General features: G+C 71.5%; 15 protein-coding genes. 10 read left to right on the forward strand and 5 right to left on the reverse strand.

All coding sequences use genetic code 11. From position 1 onward, the window contains the following. The first annotated feature begins 22 nt into the window (after positions 1 to 22). Complete coding sequence (locus J4H91_RS07160) at positions 23 to 922, forward strand: TIGR01777 family oxidoreductase (protein WP_208045577.1); 900 nt, start codon at positions 23 to 25, stop codon at positions 920 to 922. Between the two features lie 13 nt (positions 923 to 935). Here the strand turns inward: J4H91_RS07160 and J4H91_RS07165 are convergent, their stop codons facing one another. From J4H91_RS07165 to J4H91_RS07175, 3 genes are all read right to left on the reverse strand, one after another. Next, positions 936 to 1,430 carry a MarR family transcriptional regulator gene (locus tag J4H91_RS07165; RefSeq protein WP_208045578.1) on the reverse strand — a complete coding sequence of 165 codons (495 nt, stop codon included), beginning with the start codon at positions 1,428 to 1,430 and terminating at the stop codon, positions 936 to 938. Positions 1,431 to 1,636: 206 nt separating this feature from the next. Continuing rightward, positions 1,637 to 2,809 carry a Gfo/Idh/MocA family protein gene (locus J4H91_RS07170; RefSeq protein ID WP_208045579.1) on the reverse strand — a complete coding sequence of 391 codons (1,173 nt, stop codon included), beginning with the start codon at positions 2,807 to 2,809 and terminating at the stop codon, positions 1,637 to 1,639. After that, positions 2,806 to 3,645, reverse strand: coding sequence for a class I fructose-bisphosphate aldolase (locus tag J4H91_RS07175; RefSeq protein ID WP_208045580.1), 840 nt, complete (start codon positions 3,643 to 3,645; stop codon positions 2,806 to 2,808). Before J4H91_RS07175 ends, J4H91_RS07170 begins: the two co-directional genes overlap by 4 nt. Before the next feature lie 194 nt (positions 3,646 to 3,839). Here J4H91_RS07175 and J4H91_RS07180 point away from each other — a divergent pair, with 194 nt between their 5' ends. Further along, positions 3,840 to 4,823, forward strand: coding sequence for an aldose 1-epimerase family protein (locus J4H91_RS07180; RefSeq protein WP_208045581.1), 984 nt, complete (start codon positions 3,840 to 3,842; stop codon positions 4,821 to 4,823). A 44-nt stretch (positions 4,824 to 4,867) separates the two neighbouring features. Here the strand turns inward: J4H91_RS07180 and J4H91_RS07185 are convergent, their stop codons facing one another. Beyond that, positions 4,868 to 6,328 (reverse strand): mannitol dehydrogenase family protein, encoded by a 1,461-nt coding sequence (locus J4H91_RS07185; protein ID WP_208045582.1) that lies wholly within the window; start codon positions 6,326 to 6,328, stop codon positions 4,868 to 4,870. Between the two features lie 119 nt (positions 6,329 to 6,447). On the opposite strand from J4H91_RS07185, the gene J4H91_RS07190 reads away from it, so the two are divergent. Continuing rightward, complete coding sequence (locus J4H91_RS07190) at positions 6,448 to 7,176, forward strand: SDR family oxidoreductase (RefSeq protein ID WP_208045583.1); 729 nt, start codon at positions 6,448 to 6,450, stop codon at positions 7,174 to 7,176. A 63-nt stretch (positions 7,177 to 7,239) separates the two neighbouring features. On the opposite strand, the gene J4H91_RS07195 is transcribed toward J4H91_RS07190, so the two are convergent. After that, the gene (locus J4H91_RS07195) at positions 7,240 to 8,424 is read right to left on the reverse strand and encodes an HAD-IA family hydrolase (protein ID WP_208045584.1); all 1,185 of its coding nucleotides are present in this window, start codon (positions 8,422 to 8,424) and stop codon (positions 7,240 to 7,242) included. Between the two features lie 148 nt (positions 8,425 to 8,572). On the opposite strand from J4H91_RS07195, the gene J4H91_RS07200 reads away from it, so the two are divergent. Genes J4H91_RS07200 through J4H91_RS07230 form a run of 7 tightly spaced genes read left to right on the forward strand, consistent with a single transcriptional unit; the run spans position 8,573 to position 15,939 of the window. Continuing rightward, a complete protein-coding gene (locus J4H91_RS07200; RefSeq protein ID WP_208045585.1) occupies positions 8,573 to 9,652 on the forward strand; it encodes a LacI family DNA-binding transcriptional regulator in 1,080 nt (359 codons plus the stop codon). Next, positions 9,649 to 10,686 carry a class I mannose-6-phosphate isomerase gene (locus tag J4H91_RS07205; RefSeq protein ID WP_208045586.1) on the forward strand — a complete coding sequence of 346 codons (1,038 nt, stop codon included), beginning with the start codon at positions 9,649 to 9,651 and terminating at the stop codon, positions 10,684 to 10,686. Before J4H91_RS07200 ends, J4H91_RS07205 begins: the two co-directional genes overlap by 4 nt. Continuing rightward, on the forward strand, positions 10,683 to 12,119 hold the full coding sequence (locus J4H91_RS07210; protein WP_208045587.1) for an FGGY-family carbohydrate kinase: 1,437 nt from the start codon (positions 10,683 to 10,685) through the stop codon (positions 12,117 to 12,119). Before J4H91_RS07205 ends, J4H91_RS07210 begins: the two co-directional genes overlap by 4 nt. Further along, positions 12,116 to 13,015, forward strand: coding sequence for a hypothetical protein (locus J4H91_RS07215; protein ID WP_208045588.1), 900 nt, complete (start codon positions 12,116 to 12,118; stop codon positions 13,013 to 13,015). Before J4H91_RS07210 ends, J4H91_RS07215 begins: the two co-directional genes overlap by 4 nt. Before the next feature lie 2 nt (positions 13,016 to 13,017). Beyond that, positions 13,018 to 13,788, forward strand: coding sequence for an ATP-binding cassette domain-containing protein (locus tag J4H91_RS07220; protein ID WP_208045589.1), 771 nt, complete (start codon positions 13,018 to 13,020; stop codon positions 13,786 to 13,788). Further along, positions 13,785 to 14,864 (forward strand): ABC transporter permease, encoded by a 1,080-nt coding sequence (locus J4H91_RS07225; RefSeq protein WP_208045590.1) that lies wholly within the window; start codon positions 13,785 to 13,787, stop codon positions 14,862 to 14,864. Before J4H91_RS07220 ends, J4H91_RS07225 begins: the two co-directional genes overlap by 4 nt. Positions 14,865 to 14,916: 52 nt before the next feature. Then, the gene (locus J4H91_RS07230) at positions 14,917 to 15,939 is read left to right on the forward strand and encodes an ABC transporter substrate-binding protein (RefSeq protein ID WP_208045591.1); all 1,023 of its coding nucleotides are present in this window, start codon (positions 14,917 to 14,919) and stop codon (positions 15,937 to 15,939) included. The last annotated feature ends 4 nt before the right edge of the window (positions 15,940 to 15,943 follow it).

Genomic DNA, 15,943 nt, shown 5'->3' on the forward strand with positions numbered 1-15,943 from the left:
TCGCAGGTGAGGGGAGCATCGCATGGGCGAGCGACGAATCGTGGTGGCGGGAGCCTCGGGACTGATCGGCGGGGCGCTCGTGCACGCGCTGCGCGTCGACGGCTTTCGCGTGGTGCGGCTCGTGCGGCGCGAGGCGCACGGGCCCGACGAGATCGAGTGGCTGCGCTCCGGCGAGCCGCTGCCGCCCGACGCGCTCGCGGGCGCCGCCGCGGTCGTGGGACTGAACGGGGCGAGCATCGGCCGCCTGCCCTGGACGCCCGCCTACCGCGACACCCTGCGCCGCTCGCGCATCGACTCGACCCGCACCCTCGCCGCTGCGCTGCGGCAGCTCGGGGACGAGGCGCCGCGATTCATCTCGGGCTCGGCCGTCGGCTTCTACGGCGACCGTCCGGGGGAGCGGCTCACCGAGACGAGCGGGGCAGGCGGCACCTTCCTCGCCGAACTCTGCCGGGAGTGGGAGGCCGAAGCGCTCGCCGCAGGCCCAGCCGTGCGGGTGGTCCTGCTGCGCACGGCACCCGTGATCCACAGGCGCGGCGTGCTGAAACCGCTCATCGCTCTGACGCGGCTGGGGCTCGGCGGCCCGCTCGGCTCCGGACGACAGCTGTGGCCGTGGATCTCACTCGAAGACGAGGTGCGCGCGATCCGCCATCTCGTCGACTCCGACGTCGAGGGACCGGTCAACCTCACCGGCCCTGTTGCCGCGTCTGCGAAAGACATCGGTCGCGAGCTCGCCCGTGCGATGCACCGACCGTTCGTGCTGCCCGCGCCGGCGTGGGCGCTGCGCCTCGGCCTCGGCCGGGACGCGGCCGACTCGCTGCTGCTCGCCGACGCGCGAGTGGAGCCGCGGGCGCTCGAGGAGTCGGGTTTCGAGTTCAGGCACCGCACGCCCGCGGAGGCGATCGCAGCCGCGCTCGCGGAGTGAGCCGGGTGGAGCCTCAGCCGACGTCGCCCGGGTCGAGGGCGGAGCCGACCGCGTTCATCACCCGCATCGCCGCGTCGAGCTCGGCATCGTCGAACGGCGCGAGCGCTTCGCGGATCGCTGCGAGCTTCGGCCCGTAGAGGCGGAAGAAGTCGACGCGCGCAGCCTCGGTGAGGGCGACCACCCGCGCCCTCCGGTCCTGCGGGTGCGGCACGCGGCGCACGTGCCCGGACTCGGTGAGGCGGTCGAGCAGCTTGGTCGTCGACGCCGTCGAGATGCGCAGGTGCCGTGCGATCTCGTGCGGGCTCACCGTGCGCCCCTGCTCCTCGCGGATGATGAGCAGCCGCAGCGCTGCGACGTCGCTCGCGTTCATATGCATGCCGTGCTTGAGGTCGCCCGCCATGCGGTCGTGCGCGTCGCCGAACGCCCGCACCGCGCGCAGCATCCCGAGGATCGCCGCGGCGCGTGCGTCGTCGCCCCACTGGGGTGAGGGATCGGAGGGCCGCGTCATGCCTCCATTCTCGCGCAGCCTGGCTCGATCCCTCGCCGCCGCCGTTCGCCCGCCGATCCCTCGCCTCCCGCCGATCGAGCGCAGCCGCCCCTTCCGCCCGTCCCCTCACAGCTGGTCAGTAGACGTTCCGAATCTCGATCGCGGCGACATCTGCTGCCGAGCTTCCGGCGAGAACCGCGGCGAGACCGGTGAAGCGAGCGCGGGTTCTACGGCGCGACGGCTCCGCCGCTCTCGTGCGAGCGCGCTGCCGCGGCGAAGATGCGGTGGGTGAGCGCGGCCTCCTCGGGGCGCACGCAGCCGAAGCGGTCTCCGAGGGATCCCTCCCGCTCGGCGAGGAACGCCGCCCACATCTGCAGGATCGCGTCCGAGAAGCCGGTCTCGAAGTTCGGCCCCGTGACGGTCGGCCACACCGACTGGCTGCCCGCGTCGATCTGCTGCCAGCTCTGCTCCCGGCCCACGCCGGGAACGTCGACCCACGCGAACACCTCGACGGTCTTCGGCCGCTTCGTGCTGAACCGCACACCGCCTTCCATGCCGTGCACCTCGAACTCCCAGGTGTTCTTCTCGCCGAGGGCGATCCGCTTCGTCTCGGCTGCGAAGGGGAACGGCCCGGCCGGGTCGTCGACGCGGCAGTGCAGCACGGCGTTGTCCCAGGTGTCGCAGCGCTCGGTCGCGCCGTCGCCTCCCGGCGCGGGTCGCTCGCGCACGATGTCGCTGAGCACGCCGAAGACGCGCTCGGGGCGCCAGCCGAGGCGCAGCGGCACGTGCCAGGCGTGCATGCCGAGGTCGTTCATCACGCCGGCCTCGCCGCAGAAGCGCGCCTGCCGCTTCCAGTTGATGGGCTTTGCCGTGTCGAGGTCGCTCGCGTGCAGGAAGGCGCAGCGCGCCTCGATCACGCGACCGACGGCGCCGCTGCGCACGTAGTCGATCGCCCACTGCGGGCCGGGGAAGAACGGCATCTCGCTCGATACCCGCACGAACGCGCCAGGCGTCTCGTCGATCGCACGCAGCACGCTCTCGGCGGCTGGGGCGTCGATGCCGAACGGCTTCTCTGCGAGCAGGGACTTGCCCGCGCGGATCGCGTCGACGTAGAGCCGCTCGTGGAGGTCGTGACGCACGGCGATGTAGACGACGTCGACGTCGGGGTTCGCGAAGAGCTCGTCGGATGACGCGGTGAGCTGCGTCACGGTGTCGATCCGCTCGAACCAGGCGAGCGCGTCGGGGTTGATGTCGCAGACGGCGACGAGTTCGGGGGCGACGGGGTGGTCGATGAGCGCGGGCCAGCGACGCAGGGCCGCGGCGATCTCGCGCCCCATGAGCCCGCCGCCGACGATGCCGACGCCCACGCGCTTCGGAGCGCCGCCGCCCAAGGCGCTCATCGTGCGCCCCCGATCAGGGCGAGCGCCTCGTCGACCGGTGCGTCACGGTGCACCACCGCCATGAGCGCGGCCGTGATGCCCGCAGGGTCGGCGTGCTGGATGACGTTGCGCCCGTAGACGATGCCGCGCGCCCCCTGGGCCAGCACGGCCTCGGTGCGCTCGAGCAGCGTGCGGTCGTCGACCCTCCCTCCGCCGCGCACGAGCACCGGGGTGTCGGCGGCGGCCTGCACCACCCGGTGGTAGTCGGAGATGTCGTCGGTGGGGTCGGCCTTGATGAGGTCGGCGCCGAGCTCGCGCGCCTGCCGCACGAGGGTGATGATCTTCTCGGTGTCTCCGTCGACGGAGTAGCCCTCGGCGCCGTCTCCGATGCGCATGACGAGGGGCTCGATCATGAGGGGCATGCCGAAGCGGTGGGCGTCGCTGCGCAGGGCGAGGATCGAGCGGATGCACTGCTCGCGGATCTCGGGGTGGCCGGGCAGGTCGAGCAGGTTGACGCAGACGGCCACCGCGTCGAGGCGCACGGCCTCCTCGATCGCGTCGGGCACGTGCACGCTGTGGAGCGGTGATTCGAGCGGGGAGTTGTAGACGTTGGCGATGTCGGTGCGCATGACGAGCGCGGGCTTGCGCTTGCCGCGGATGCGCTGCAGCAGGGGCGCCTGGCCGAGCGTCAACTGGATCGCGTCGGGGCCGGCGTCGACGAGCGTCTCGACGGTGCGCGGCATGTCCTCGATACCGGCGAGGAAGCCGTGCTCGTGGAAGGCCCCGTGGTCCACGGCCACGTCGAGCGCGCGCCCCGAGCGCGCATCGAACAATCGGTTGAGGCGGTACTGCGTCATGGGAGTCCATTCTCCGAGAGCGGCGGCGCGCGGGTCGCGCGACCGGAATGCGCGGGCGAGGGGCCCTGCGACTCAGTATGCGGAGATGATGACAACGTTGTCAAGTGGGGTGATCGGTGCGACGATGAGAGGGCATCGAGAGGGATCGCCCGCGCACCGCGCCGATCCCTCGCCCGCACGCGAAGGAGCAGCACATGGGCACGCATCCCACCGGACGTCCGCTCGACGAGGTGCTGCCGCGCATCGGCTCGCTCGCTCAGCTCGTCGCCTGCGAGTCGTACGTGCTGAGCGACGGGCCCGCCGCCGCGTCGCGACGCATCCGCCTGACGGTCGGCGAACTCGACGTCGAACTGCTGCCCGATCGGGGGCTCGACATCGGCGCCGTGCGCTTCGCCGGGACCCCGGTCGCCTGGATCTCGCCGACGGGCCTGCCGAGGCGCGCATCGGGAGACGACTTCGGGCGCACCTTCGGCGGAGGGCTGCTGACGACCTGCGGACTGCGCAACTACGGCCCCGCGGCGCTCGACGAGGGTGAGGCGCACCCGATGCACGGCCGCTACAGCACGCTCGCCGCGACCGTGCGACGGGTGGAGGCCGACGAGAGGGGCGCCGCGGTCGAGGCCGAGGTCGTCGAGGCGGAGCTCTTCGGCGCGCACCTCCGCTCGCGCCGCCGCATCGAGGTGCCGCTCGGCTCCGCGTCGATCCGCGTGGAGGACGTCGTGACGAACTTGGGAGCGCGGCCGGTCGCGCCGATGGTGCTCTACCACCTCAACTTCGGCTGGCCGCTCGTCGACGAGGGCACGCGCCTCGAGACGGGTGCCGCGAAGGTCGTGCCGCGCGACGACGCGGCGCGCGCCGGCGCCTGGAACCTCTTCCCAGCCCTCGCGGATCCCTACCCTGAGCAGGTCTTTCTGCACGAGCTGCCGGAAGGTCCCGCGGAGGTGCGCATCGCGCGACCCGGCGGCTTCGGCGCGACGGTGCGCTTCGACACCGCGACACTGCCGGGTCTCGTGCAGTGGCGGGTGGCCGAGCCGGGATGCGCCGTGCTCGGCATCGAACCGGCGAGCGCGCCGACCATCCTGGGCCGCGCCGACGCGAGGGCGCGCGGCCTGCTCCGACCGCTCGCGCCTGGCGAGAGCCGCCGCTACGCGGTCGAGGTGGCGTTCGCGCACCCCTGAGCGCGCCGCCGTCACATCCGGTGAGGGATCGCCCCCGCCTCGCCTCAGTCGGCGAGGGATCGCACAGCCTCGCGCGGGCCGAGTTCGCGCAGCGCGGTCGCGGCCGCGCGCACCGCATCGCGCACGGCGCCGGGAACCGCGGCCCCGTATACGGCGTCGAGGAAGCCGTCGGCGCCGCCGGGATCGGCAGCGGCTGCGGCCTCGAGCTCGCCGAGGCGTGCGTCGGCCGTGATGAGGCGCGAGGAGGGATCCGCTGCGCCCCCGGCGAGGCAGGCGTGCCAGGCCGCCAGCACGAGCGCCGAACGGGGGAAGGGGCGCCCGGCCGTCGCGAGGTCGGCGATGACCGGCAGCAGGAACACCGGGATGCGGCTCGAGCCGTCGACGACCTGCCTGGCGAGCGTGTCGCGGATCGCCCGGTTGCGGAATCGCCGGAGCAGTTGCGCGCGGTATTCGGCGAGGTCGATGCCCGGCACCTCATCGAGGGTCGGTGTCGCCTCCTCGGCCATGTAGTCGGCCAGGAAGCGGGCGAAGTCCGGGTCGTCGCAGACCTCGTGCACCTCTGCGAAGCCCGCGAGCAGCCCGAGGTACGACATGACCTGGTGAGAGGCGTTGAGCAGGCGCAGCTTCATGGACTCGTAGGGGGCGACATCGGCGACGAGCTGAGCTCCGACGCGCTCGACGGGCGGCCTCGGTCCCGAGAAGCGATCCTCGATCACCCACTGCGCGAACCGCTCGGAGCAGACGGGCCAGCGATCGTCGAGGCCCGTCAGCACGGCGGTCTCCTCGCGGTCGCGGTCGGTCGTGGCAGGGGTGATGCGGTCAACCATGCACGATGGGAAGGCGACCTCGGCGGCGATCCACTCGGCGAGCCCGGGGTCGGCGGATGAGGCGAAGCCGAGCAGCGCCTCGCGCGCGATCTCGCCGTTGCCCGGCATGTTGTCGCAGGAGAGCACGGTGAAGGCGGGAAGTCCGCGCTCGCGCCGCCGACGCAGGGCCGCGGCGAGGAATCCCCAGGCCGTCGTCGGCGTGGCTCCCGGCTGCGCGTCCGCGCGCGCTCCCGCGCGGTCGAGGTCGAATCCGTGCTCGCCGCGCCCGTAGCCGGCCTCGGTGACGGTGAGCGTGACGAGGTGCGTGGTCGGTGCGGCGAGGCGCTCGACGACCGCTTCGGGGTCGTCCGGTGCGAAGAGGTATTCGGCGATCGATCCGATGATCCGGGCCTCGGCGTCGTCGGCCGTGGCCCTCGTCACGAGGGTGTAGAGCCGGTCCTGCGCCGCGAGCGCATCGCGCATGGCCGCGTCGCCCGGCATGAGGCCCACGCCGCTGAGCGACCACGCCGGATCCCCGCCGGCGGCGAGGAGTGCGTCCAGGTACATCGCGAGGTGCGCGCGTGCGAACCCCCCGAGTCCGAGGTGCACGATGCCCGGCGCCACCCCCTCGCGGCTGTAGAATGGGATGACAACGTTGTCGTGCGCTTCGCTCAGAGACGAGCTGTGAAGTCCGGTCATGAGCGCGAGTCTATGACACGGTGTGTGCAGCTGTTCAGCCGTGACGTGATCGGGAGCCGCGCCGCGCTTGCGGCGCGCCGCGCAGCCCCGGCGCGCGCCCCACAAAGTATGAGGGAGTCATGGGCGACTTCGAAGGACGGACCATCCTGGTGACCGGCGCGGCCGGCGGTATCGGCGGAGCGACCGTGCGTCACCTCGCGCGCCGAGGAGCCGATGTGATCGCGGCCGGCCGCACCGAGGAGCAGGTGGCCGAGATCTGCGCGGAGACCGGCGCCAGGCCGGTCGGTTTCGACCTCGGCAGCGAGGATGAGATCCGAGCGGCGATCGAGGGCCGCGAGCTGTGGGGCGTCGTGAACTGCGCCGGCTTCGGCGGCGAGATCGCGACTCCGCAGGACACCGACATCTCGGTGTTCGACCGCGTCATGACCGTGAATGCCAGGGGTGCACTGCTCGTCACGAAATACGCGACGCGCGAGATGATCCGCGTGGGCAAGGGCGGGGCGATCGTCAACGTGTCGAGCCAGGCGAGCCTCGTCGCGCTCACCGGCCACATCTCCTACGGATCCTCGAAGGCCGCGCTCGACAACATCACCCGCGTCTCGGCGCTCGAGCTCGGCGAGCACGGCATCCGCGTGAACAGCGTGAATCCCACCGTCGTGATGACCCCGATGTCGGCCTGGTACTGGGGCCGCCCCGAGATCGAGGGCCCGTTCCTCGAGCAGATGCCCCTGCACCGGTGGGCGACCGAGGACGACATCGCAGGCCCCATCGTCTTCCTGCTGAGCGATGAGGCTGCCATGATCACGGGCGTCTCGCTGCCGATCGACGGCGGCTACTCGGCGCGCTGAGGCCCGATCCCTCGCCAGCGGCACGCTGGGAAGCGGGCGAGGGATCGCGCAGCGGGCGCGAACTCAGCGTCGCGGGCGCACACGGAAGCCGCGCTCGCCCGCGACGACCTCGAGCTGGTCGAGCCGGTCGACGATCAGCTCGGCCTCTGCGAGCTCGTCGCGGCTGTGGGTGCCCGTGATCGCGATGACGGTGCAGCCGGCGGCGTGGGCCGAGGCGATGCCGGCCGGGGCGTCCTCGAGCGCGAGGCACGCCTCGCCGGGGACGCCGAGCAGTTCGGCCGCCCGCAGGAAGGGCTCGGGGTGCGGCTTGCCCTCGGCCACGTCGTCGAAGGTGACGACCGACTCCGGTCGCGGCACTCCGGCCGCGGCGATGCGGCTCGATGCGATGGCCTGCGTGCCGCTCGTGACGATGGCGCGGGCCGGAATGGCGGCGAAGAAGTCGAGGGATCCGGGGATCGCGTGCACGTCGGAGACCTCGGCGACCTCGAGTTCGGCGATGCGCAGGAAGGCCGACTCCACGAGATCGGGCGGGAGCAGCATCTCGAGGATCTGCCTGGCGGGTCTGCCGTGGCCCTCGCTGAGCATGTCGCCGTCGTATCCCAGCTCGGCCGCGAGCCGGCTCCAGGAGCGCAGCACCGCCGGGGTGGAGTCGATGAGCGTGCCGTCGAGGTCGGAGAGGCCCGCCAGGAACTCGCGTTCGAACACGGGCGAGCGCTCGGGCAGCGGCTCGTGAAGGCCGAGTGCGCGGCGCACGCGGGTGAGCTGCTGCTCGGTCGAGAGGTGGGCGTCGAGGTCGAGCGTAGCGACGACCGGGATCTCGGGCGCGGCCGGCATGGCGTGCGCGTCGCGGGCGACCGCGCGGCCGGCGCGTCGTTCGGCGAGCAGTTCCGGCGTCGCGACGAGGCGGATCACGGTGGGCTCGCCTCCCGCGGCTGCGACGAGCGCGTCCCACTCGGCTCCGCCCGCGAGCTCCGCGGTGAACGGGGCGACGGCGACGGCTCCGATGCCTGCGGCGACCTGATCGGAGAGGGTGGCCAGCAGAGCGGCGTATCTGGCGGGGCGCACGGCGCCGCGATGCCGGGGCGCGTTCCAGTGCTCCCCGTCGGGCAGCCATGCGGCGAGACCGTCGAGCAGCGGCTCGGTCAGCGTGTCGAGGTCGAGGAGGGGGATCGCGAGCTCGCGGGCGAGTGCGCGGCCGAGAGTGGTCTTGCCGGTGCCGGCGGCACCGGCGATCACGAGTACCCGCATGGGTCCGCCTTCCGAATCATGATCGACACACAACTGTGATGTAGGCGACTTGACAACGTTGTCGCTCACGGATGAGTATAGCCCTGCGGGTTTCACAATCCGCTGAATGATGCGGATGACAACGATGTCGGGGGCAGGAATGGCTGATATGCCTGAGCAGGTGAGGCGAACGGGGCGGAAGGCCCCCGCGCGCCTGGCCGACGTCGCGGCCGAGGCCGGGGTGAGCATCAAGACCGTCTCCCGCGTCATCAACGAGGAGGCGGGCGTGCTCCCCGACACCCGGGACCGGGTGGAAGAGGCGATCCGCACGCTCGGCTTTGTGCCCAACAGCATGGCCCGATCCCTCAAGACCGGCGGCCAAGACGTCATCGGCGTCGTGATCGACGCGATCTCCGACCCGTTCTTCGCGACCCTCGTGAGCGCCGTCGAGCAGCAGGCGGTGCGGGCCGGGCTCAGCGTCATCATCGCGAGCACCGAGACCGACGCGGCGCGCGAATCGGAGCAGCTGCTGCGGCTCGCGGGCCAGCAGCTCCGCGGCCTCATCGCGACCCCGGTCGGCGAGGGATCCGAGCTGCTGCGCAGGCTGCGCTCGCGCATGCCCGTCGTCTGCGTCGACCGCTACCGCGAGGGGCTCGACTCGATCGTCGTCGACGACTTCGGTGCGGCGCAGACGGCCGTGGCCGGACTCATCGAGCGGGGCCATCGACGCATCGGCTTCGTGGGCGCCGACGACCGGCACCAGGAGACGAGCGGGCGCCGTCTCGCGGGGTATCGCCAGGCCCTCGACGACGCGGGCATCGCCTACGACCCGTCGCTCGTCGCGCGGGCGGGCCCCACGAGCGACGGCGTCTTCGCGGAGGTCGACGCCCTGCTGCGGCACTCCGAGCCGCCCACCGCGCTCTTCACCGCGTCGGCCAGGGCCGCCACGGTCTGTCTCGACGTCGTACGCGAGGGCGGCTTCCCCCAGGTCGCGCTGATCTCGTTCGGCAACTTCGACCTGGCGCACCTCTTCACGCCGGGGATCAGCTGCATCGACCACGATCCTCGTCGCATCGGAAGGGCCGCGCTGGAGCGGCTCACCGAGCTCATCGCCGACCCCTCGGCCGAGCCCACGACGACCGTGCTCGATACGGCCTATGTGGCCCGCGGCTCGGGCGAGCTGCCCGGGCCCGAGGCCCCCGAGAATCGCACCGCCGCGGTCGCCGCGGCCGAAGGAGGGACGCTGTGAAGCCGCTGCTGCTCGTGCCGAATCCCGTTCAGCACTTCTACCGCGGCGGCGATCGGATCGCCGCGCTGCGCGGCATCGTCGCCGAGACCGACCACCAGCCCGAGGAGTGGCTGGGCGCCACGGTGACCCGCTTCGGCGAGGAGACGACCGGGCTCGCCGTGACGCCGGAGGGTGTGCTGCGCGACATCGTGCGCGAGGATCCCGACGCCTGGTTCGGCGGTATCGGGAGCGACGAGGCCGACACCGGCCTGCTCGTGAAGCTGCTCGACGCCAGGCAGCGCCTCCCCGTGCACGTGCACCCGACGCGCGGCTTCTCCGCCGCCCACCTCGACTGCCCTTACGGCAAGACCGAGGCCTGGGTGGTGCTCGATGCCGAGCCGGGCAGCGCCGTCTACGTCGGGTGGAAAGAGGGTGTCGACCGCGACGAGCTCGACCGGCGCCGCGATGCGCAGGACAGCGAGTGGATGCTCGCGCACCTCAACCGCATCCCCGTCGCGGAGGGCATGGGCGTGCTCTGCCCCGCGGGCACCGCGCACGCGATCGGTGAGGGCGTCTTCGTCGCCGAGGTGCAGGAGCCGACCGACTTCTCCATCCTCCTCGAGTGGTCGGTGACCACCTCGACCCGCGAGGAGTCGCACCTCGACCTGGGCTTCGACGCCGTGATGCCCGCGGTCTCCACAGCCGCGACGACGGCCGACGATCTCACGGCGCTCGTGTCGACCGTCGGCTGCGACGCGGTGACGCGCGAACCGCAGTCGCTGCTGCCCGCCCCGGCCGATTCCTACTTCCGCGTGCTGCGCGGGGGCGGGCCCAGCGGCAGCGGCGTCTTCCCGCAGAGCTTCGCGGTGGTGCTCGCGACGGGCGGCGCGGGCAGGCTCGTGTCGGAGCATGGCTCGGTCGAGCTCTCGAGGGGCGAGGCGCTCGCCGTGCCGCACGCCTTCGGCGCCTGGCGCTCGGAGGGCGACCTCGAGGTGCTCGCCTGCCTGCCCGGAGAGGGTTGGCCGCAGAGCCTGCACGAGGGGCGGCTGCGATGAGGGAGTTCGTCGTCGGCGTCGACATGGGCAGCACGAGCATCAAGATGCTCGTGGCCGAGCCGCGCGGGGCCGAGGTGCTCGTGGCGAGCCGTCGCTCTCCGTGGACGAGCCTCGACGGGGGCGGGGCCGAGATGACCGGCGACCGCGTGCTCGAGATCGTGGTCGAACTCGCAGCCGAGGTCGACGCGGGGCTCGCGGCCGGGGGCGGGTATCGCGTGCTCGGCTTGGGGGTATCCGGCATGGCGGAGGCGGGTGCCGTGCTTGATGACAACGATGTCATAGCTGCGCCCATCATGGCCTGGTTCGATCCGAGGGGCGAACGGGAGATCGCGGCGACCCCGCAGGAGTTCCGCGACGAGTTCCTGGGCCGCACCGGCCTGCCCGTCGGTCCGCTTGCCTCCATCGCCAAGCTGCTGCACCTGCGCGAGTCGGGCCTCGAGCTGCGCGGCCGCACCTTTCTCAACGTGCCCGAGTTCGTCGTGCGGTCGCTCGGCGGGCGCCGGGTGGCCGAGTACTCCCTCGTCTCCCGCACCGGTCTCATCGACCAGGACACGGGCGGTCCGTGGCAGGCCGCTCTCGACGTGCTCGGCGTCGACGAGCAGATCATCGCCGAGCGCATCGGAGCGGGCGAGCCGGCCGGCACGCTCTCCGACCCCCGTCTCCCCGACGCCTTCCAGGGCGCGGTGCTCACGGTCGCGGGGCACGACCACCTCGTGTCCTCGGTCGCGGCCGGCGCCACCCACCGCGGCGACCTCTACGACTCCATGGGCACCGCCGAAGCGCTCGTGCGCGTGCTCGACGAGCAGTTGCCGTTCGACGCCCGAGAACGCCTCGCCCTCGCCGGTATCAACACCGTGCGCCACGTGCTGCCCGGAGCCTACGTGCTGCTCGCCGGCACCAAGTCGGGCCTGCTCATGCGGCGCGTGCTGCAACTGCTCGGAGTCACCGACGCCGCGGGCCGACAGGCGCTCGACGAGCGCGTCATGGCGCTGCCCGTGCGCGGCGAACTCGTCGCCGGAGCCCTGACCGTCGACGGCGCGCGCAACGACGACGGGGTGCTGAAGGTCGTCGCGAACAGCGACGGCCTCTCGCCCGAGGAGTTCTTCATCGCATCGCTGCTGCACGGCAACGATATGTGCACCGAGCTCATGCGGGTCATGGACCGCGAGGTGCCGCCCCCCACGGCGGCCCTGCTCACCGGCGGCTGGTCCAAGATGGCGAGCGTCGTGCGCGCCCGCTCGCTGATCTTCCCGCCCATCGACGTCATGAACCGCGACGAGGGCACCGCATACGGCGCCGCGCTCTTCGCCGCCTACGCCGTGGCTCGCGAGGCCGATCCCTCGCCCCTCGAATTCTCCGACTTCGCCGACGGCTTCCTCTCCGCAGGCGACGCCCAGCTCCCAGCCACCAACCCGATCGGAGCCCGACTGTGACTCAGACCACCCGCACCCTCGACGGCATCGCGACGTCCGAAGGCACCTTCGCCATCGTGGCGATGGATCAGCGCAACACGCTCAAGCGCATGTACGGCGCCGTCGGCGCGCCCGAGCCGAGCGAGCAGGAGCTCGTCGACATCAAGGCCGACACGATCTCGGGCATCGGCGACCTCGCGAGCGCCTTCCTGCTCGACCCCACCTACGGCATCCCGGCGCTCGAGCAGGTCGAGCGCCGCCCCGGCGTGCTGCTGGCCGCCGAGCCCGCCTCCCGAGACACCTGGAACGGAGAGCCGCGCGCGACCTACGATCCTTCGCAGAATGCGCAGTGGGTCGTAGACCAGGGGGCCGACGCCCTCAAGTTCTTCGTGCAGATGCGCGTGACCCGCCCGCAGCCGGCGGGCACCCCCGACCTCGCCGCCGAGTGGATCGAGCTCAACCGCCGCGTCGTCGACGACTGCCGCGCCACCGGCGTGCCGAGCGTCATGGAGAACCTCATCTACGCCGTCCCCGGCGAAGAGCCGCTCACCCCCGAGCAGCGCGCCGACGAGATCATCGAGGCCGCCCGGCTGCTCGCCGAGGCGAAGCCCGACCTGCTGAAGCTCGAGTACCCGGGCAGCCCCGAGGCCTGCCGCAGGCTCGCCGACGCGATCGACGTGCCCTGGGCGGTGCTCTCGGCGGGCGTCGCCTTCGACGAGTTCACCGAGGTGCTGCGCGTCGCGTGCGACGAAGGCGGGGCATCGGGCTTCATCGCCGGCCGCGCCATCTGGCGCGAGACCGTCGGCATGCCCCGCGCGGATCGCCGCGCCTACCTCGCCGACGAGGGCCGTCGGCGCTTGGAGACGTGCGTGTCGGCGATCGCCGGCCGCGCTCGACCCTGGAATGAAAGGAGCTGATCATGCCCACGCCAATACTGGAGGCGCGCGGCCTGTCTCGGCAGTTCGGTAACGTCAAAGCCCTCAACGGTGCGGACTTTGAGGTCTACCCCGGCGAAGTGACGGCGCTGATCGGCGACAACGGCGCCGGCAAGTCGACCCTCGTCAAAGCACTCTCGGGCAACCTCGCCATCGACAGCGGCACCATCAAGTTCGACGGGCGACCGGTCGAGCTCAGTCAGCCCAGCCAGGCCAGCGCGCTCGGCATCGAGACGGTGTACCAGGATCTCGCCCTGGCGCCGCACCTCGACCCCGTGCAGAACATGTATCTCGGCCGCGAGGTGAAGCAGCCGGGCATCGGAGGCTTCTTCGGCTTCATGAAGACGAAGGAGATGAGGGATCGCTCCCGCGACGCCTTCCAGGAGCTGGGCGCAACGGTGCGCTCGCTCACCTCCCCCGTCGGCGAGATGTCGGGCGGCCAGCGGCAGGCGATCGCGATCGCGCGCGCCGTGCACTGGGCGAGCCGAATGGTGTTCCTCGACGAGCCGACGGCGGCTCTCGGCGTGCGCCAGACGCAGAACGTGCTCGACACGATCCGCAGGGTGCGCGACAAGGGCATCGCCGTCGTGCTCATCAGCCACTCGATGCCCCACGTCATGGAGGTCGCCGACAGCGTGCAGGTGCTGCGGCTCGGAAGCCGTGTCGCGAAGCTCGACGCGAAGCAGACGTCGATGGAGGAGTTGGTGGGCTACATGACCGGAGCCGTGAGCCACAGCGAAGGGGGCCGATCATGAGCGGGCCGACCACCGAGACCGTCGCCATCGGCGCGATCGACGACCACCACGAGAGCATGATCAAGCGCCTGCTCAAGGCGCAGTCGTTCCAGATCTTCCTGGTGCTCATCGCGATCGTGCTCGTGTTCGCGGCACTCGCCCCGGGCAACTTCGCGACGGCGGGCAACTTCCGCCTCGTCGTGCAGAACGCCTCCATCCTCGCCGTGCTCGGCGTCGGAATGACCTTCATCATCATCACCGCCGGCATCGACCTGTCGATCGGCTCGGTGCTCGTGTTCTCGGGCGTCGTCTCGGCCATGGTGATGCGAGGGATCGGCGGCGACGGCTGGGGCGTCGCCACCCTGGGCATCGTCGTCTCGATCCTGTGCGGCCTCGCCTGGGGCTTTCTCAACGGGTTCCTCATCGCGAAGGCGAAGGTGCCGCCGTTGATCGTGACCCTCGGCACCTTCGGGATGGCGCTGGGCTTCGCCCAGATCCTCACCGGAGGCGTCGACATCCGCACCGTCCCCGCGGTGCTCACCGACACCATCGGCTACGGCAACATCTTCGGCAGCATCCCCGTCATCTCGGTCATCGCCCTCGTCGTCGTGATCGTCGGGGCGGTCGTGCTGCACAAGACCCGCTACGGCCTCCACACCTACGCGGTGGGATCGAGCGAGCTCGCGGCCCGACGCGTGGGCGTCAAAGTCGATCGCAAGCTCATCAGCATCTACACGATGTCGGGCGGCCTCGCGGGCCTCGCGGGCATCCTGTCGCTCGCGCAGTTCAGCACGACGGCCATCGCCGGCCAGTCGCAGACCAACCTGAACGTGATCGCGGCGGTCGTCATCGGCGGCACCTCGCTGTTCGGCGGCTCCGGCACGATCTTCGGCACCGTGGTCGGTCTGTTCATCCCGGCGGTGCTGCAGAACGGCTTCGTGATCATCGGCGTGCAGCCCTTCTGGCAGCAGGTCGCCGTCGGCGCCGTGCTGATCGTCGCGGTCTACGTCGACCAGGTGCGCCGCGCCTCCGCCGCGCGCGGTAAGCAGGAGGGCGTCTGGAAGAAGCTCTTCGGGCTCTCACGAGAACGAAGTTGACGCGGCCGTGCCGCGTCGAACCCCAACACCACACCCAACACACACCCAATCAATGAAGAAACGGATGTACATCATGCAGTGGAAGAAGACAGCAGTCACGGCGGCCGCCCTGGGCGCCGCGTTCTCGCTCACCCTGGTCGGCTGTTCGTCGGGCGGCGACTCCGGCTCCGGCGGAGACGGAGACTCGGGCGGCGACAAGGGCTACAAGATCGCCTTCGTGCCCGGCGTCGCCGGTGACGAGTTCTACGTCACCATGGGCTGCGGCATCCAGGAGGCCGCGAAGGCCGCCGGCGCCACGGTCGAGGAGCAGGGCCCGCAGAAGTTCGATCCCTCGCTCCAGAAGCCCATCGTCGACTCCGTCGTCGCCTCGAAGCCGGACGCGCTGCTCGTCGCGCCGACCGATGTGAAGGCCATGCAGGCCCCGATCAAGGCGGCGGCGGACGCCGGCATCAAGGTCGTGCTCGTCGACACCACGCTCGACGACCCCTCGGCGGCCGTCTCGCAGATCTCCAGCGACAACAAGGGCGGTGGAGCCGCGGCCTTCGAGGCGATCCAGGAGGCTCACCCCGAGGGCGGCAAGGTGCTCGTCGTCTCGGTCGACCCCGGCATCTCGACCACCGATGCTCGCGCGGAGGGCTTCCAGGAGGCGGCGGAGGCCGATTCGAAGTTCGAGTTCCTCGGAGTGCAGTACAGCCACAACCAGCCGGCCACCGCCGCTCAGATCGTGACCGCTGCGCTGCAGAAGGATCCCGATATCGTCGGTATTTTCGCCGCGAACCTGTTCGCGGCCGAGGGCACGGCCACCGGCGTGAAGCAGGCGGGCAAGGAAGGGATCACCATCGTCGGCTTCGACGCCGGCCCCGACCAGGTCAAGCAGTTGGAGGACGGCGTGGTGCAGGCGCTCGTCGCGCAGCAGCCGGGCACGATCGGCAAGGACGGCGTCGAGCAGGCGATCGCCGCGCTCGAGGGCGAGAAGACCGAGGAGAAGATCCAGACCGGTTTCACGATCCTCACGCAGGACAACATCGACACCGATGAGGGCAAGGCGGCCGCCTACCAGTCGTCCTGCGGCTGATCGC

Source organism: Leucobacter ruminantium, from assembly GCF_017565705.1.
In the GTDB taxonomy this organism is placed as follows: domain Bacteria; phylum Actinomycetota; class Actinomycetes; order Actinomycetales; family Microbacteriaceae; genus Leucobacter; species Leucobacter ruminantium.

Bases quoted from the DNA above. Each gene is read 5' to 3' on its own strand.
- J4H91_RS07225 (WP_208045590.1), top strand. From the start codon at position 13,785: ATGAGCGGGCCGACCACCGAGACCGTCGCCATCGGCGCGATCGACGAC.
- J4H91_RS07165 (WP_208045578.1), bottom strand. From the start codon at position 1,430: ATGACGCGGCCCTCCGATCCCTCACCCCAGTGGGGCGACGACGCACGC.
- J4H91_RS07210 (WP_208045587.1), top strand. From the start codon at position 10,683: ATGAGGGAGTTCGTCGTCGGCGTCGACATGGGCAGCACGAGCATCAAG.
- J4H91_RS07180 (WP_208045581.1), top strand. From the start codon at position 3,840: ATGGGCACGCATCCCACCGGACGTCCGCTCGACGAGGTGCTGCCGCGC.
- J4H91_RS07170 (WP_208045579.1), bottom strand. From the start codon at position 2,809: ATGAGCGCCTTGGGCGGCGGCGCTCCGAAGCGCGTGGGCGTCGGCATC.
- J4H91_RS07195 (WP_208045584.1), bottom strand. From the start codon at position 8,424: ATGCGGGTACTCGTGATCGCCGGTGCCGCCGGCACCGGCAAGACCACT.
- J4H91_RS07185 (WP_208045582.1), bottom strand. From the start codon at position 6,328: ATGACCGGACTTCACAGCTCGTCTCTGAGCGAAGCGCACGACAACGTT.
- J4H91_RS07190 (WP_208045583.1), top strand. From the start codon at position 6,448: ATGGGCGACTTCGAAGGACGGACCATCCTGGTGACCGGCGCGGCCGGC.
- J4H91_RS07220 (WP_208045589.1), top strand. From the start codon at position 13,018: ATGCCCACGCCAATACTGGAGGCGCGCGGCCTGTCTCGGCAGTTCGGT.
- J4H91_RS07200 (WP_208045585.1), top strand. From the start codon at position 8,573: ATGCCTGAGCAGGTGAGGCGAACGGGGCGGAAGGCCCCCGCGCGCCTG.
- J4H91_RS07175 (WP_208045580.1), bottom strand. From the start codon at position 3,645: ATGACGCAGTACCGCCTCAACCGATTGTTCGATGCGCGCTCGGGGCGC.
- J4H91_RS07160 (WP_208045577.1), top strand. From the start codon at position 23: ATGGGCGAGCGACGAATCGTGGTGGCGGGAGCCTCGGGACTGATCGGC.
- J4H91_RS07230 (WP_208045591.1), top strand. From the start codon at position 14,917: ATGAAGAAACGGATGTACATCATGCAGTGGAAGAAGACAGCAGTCACG.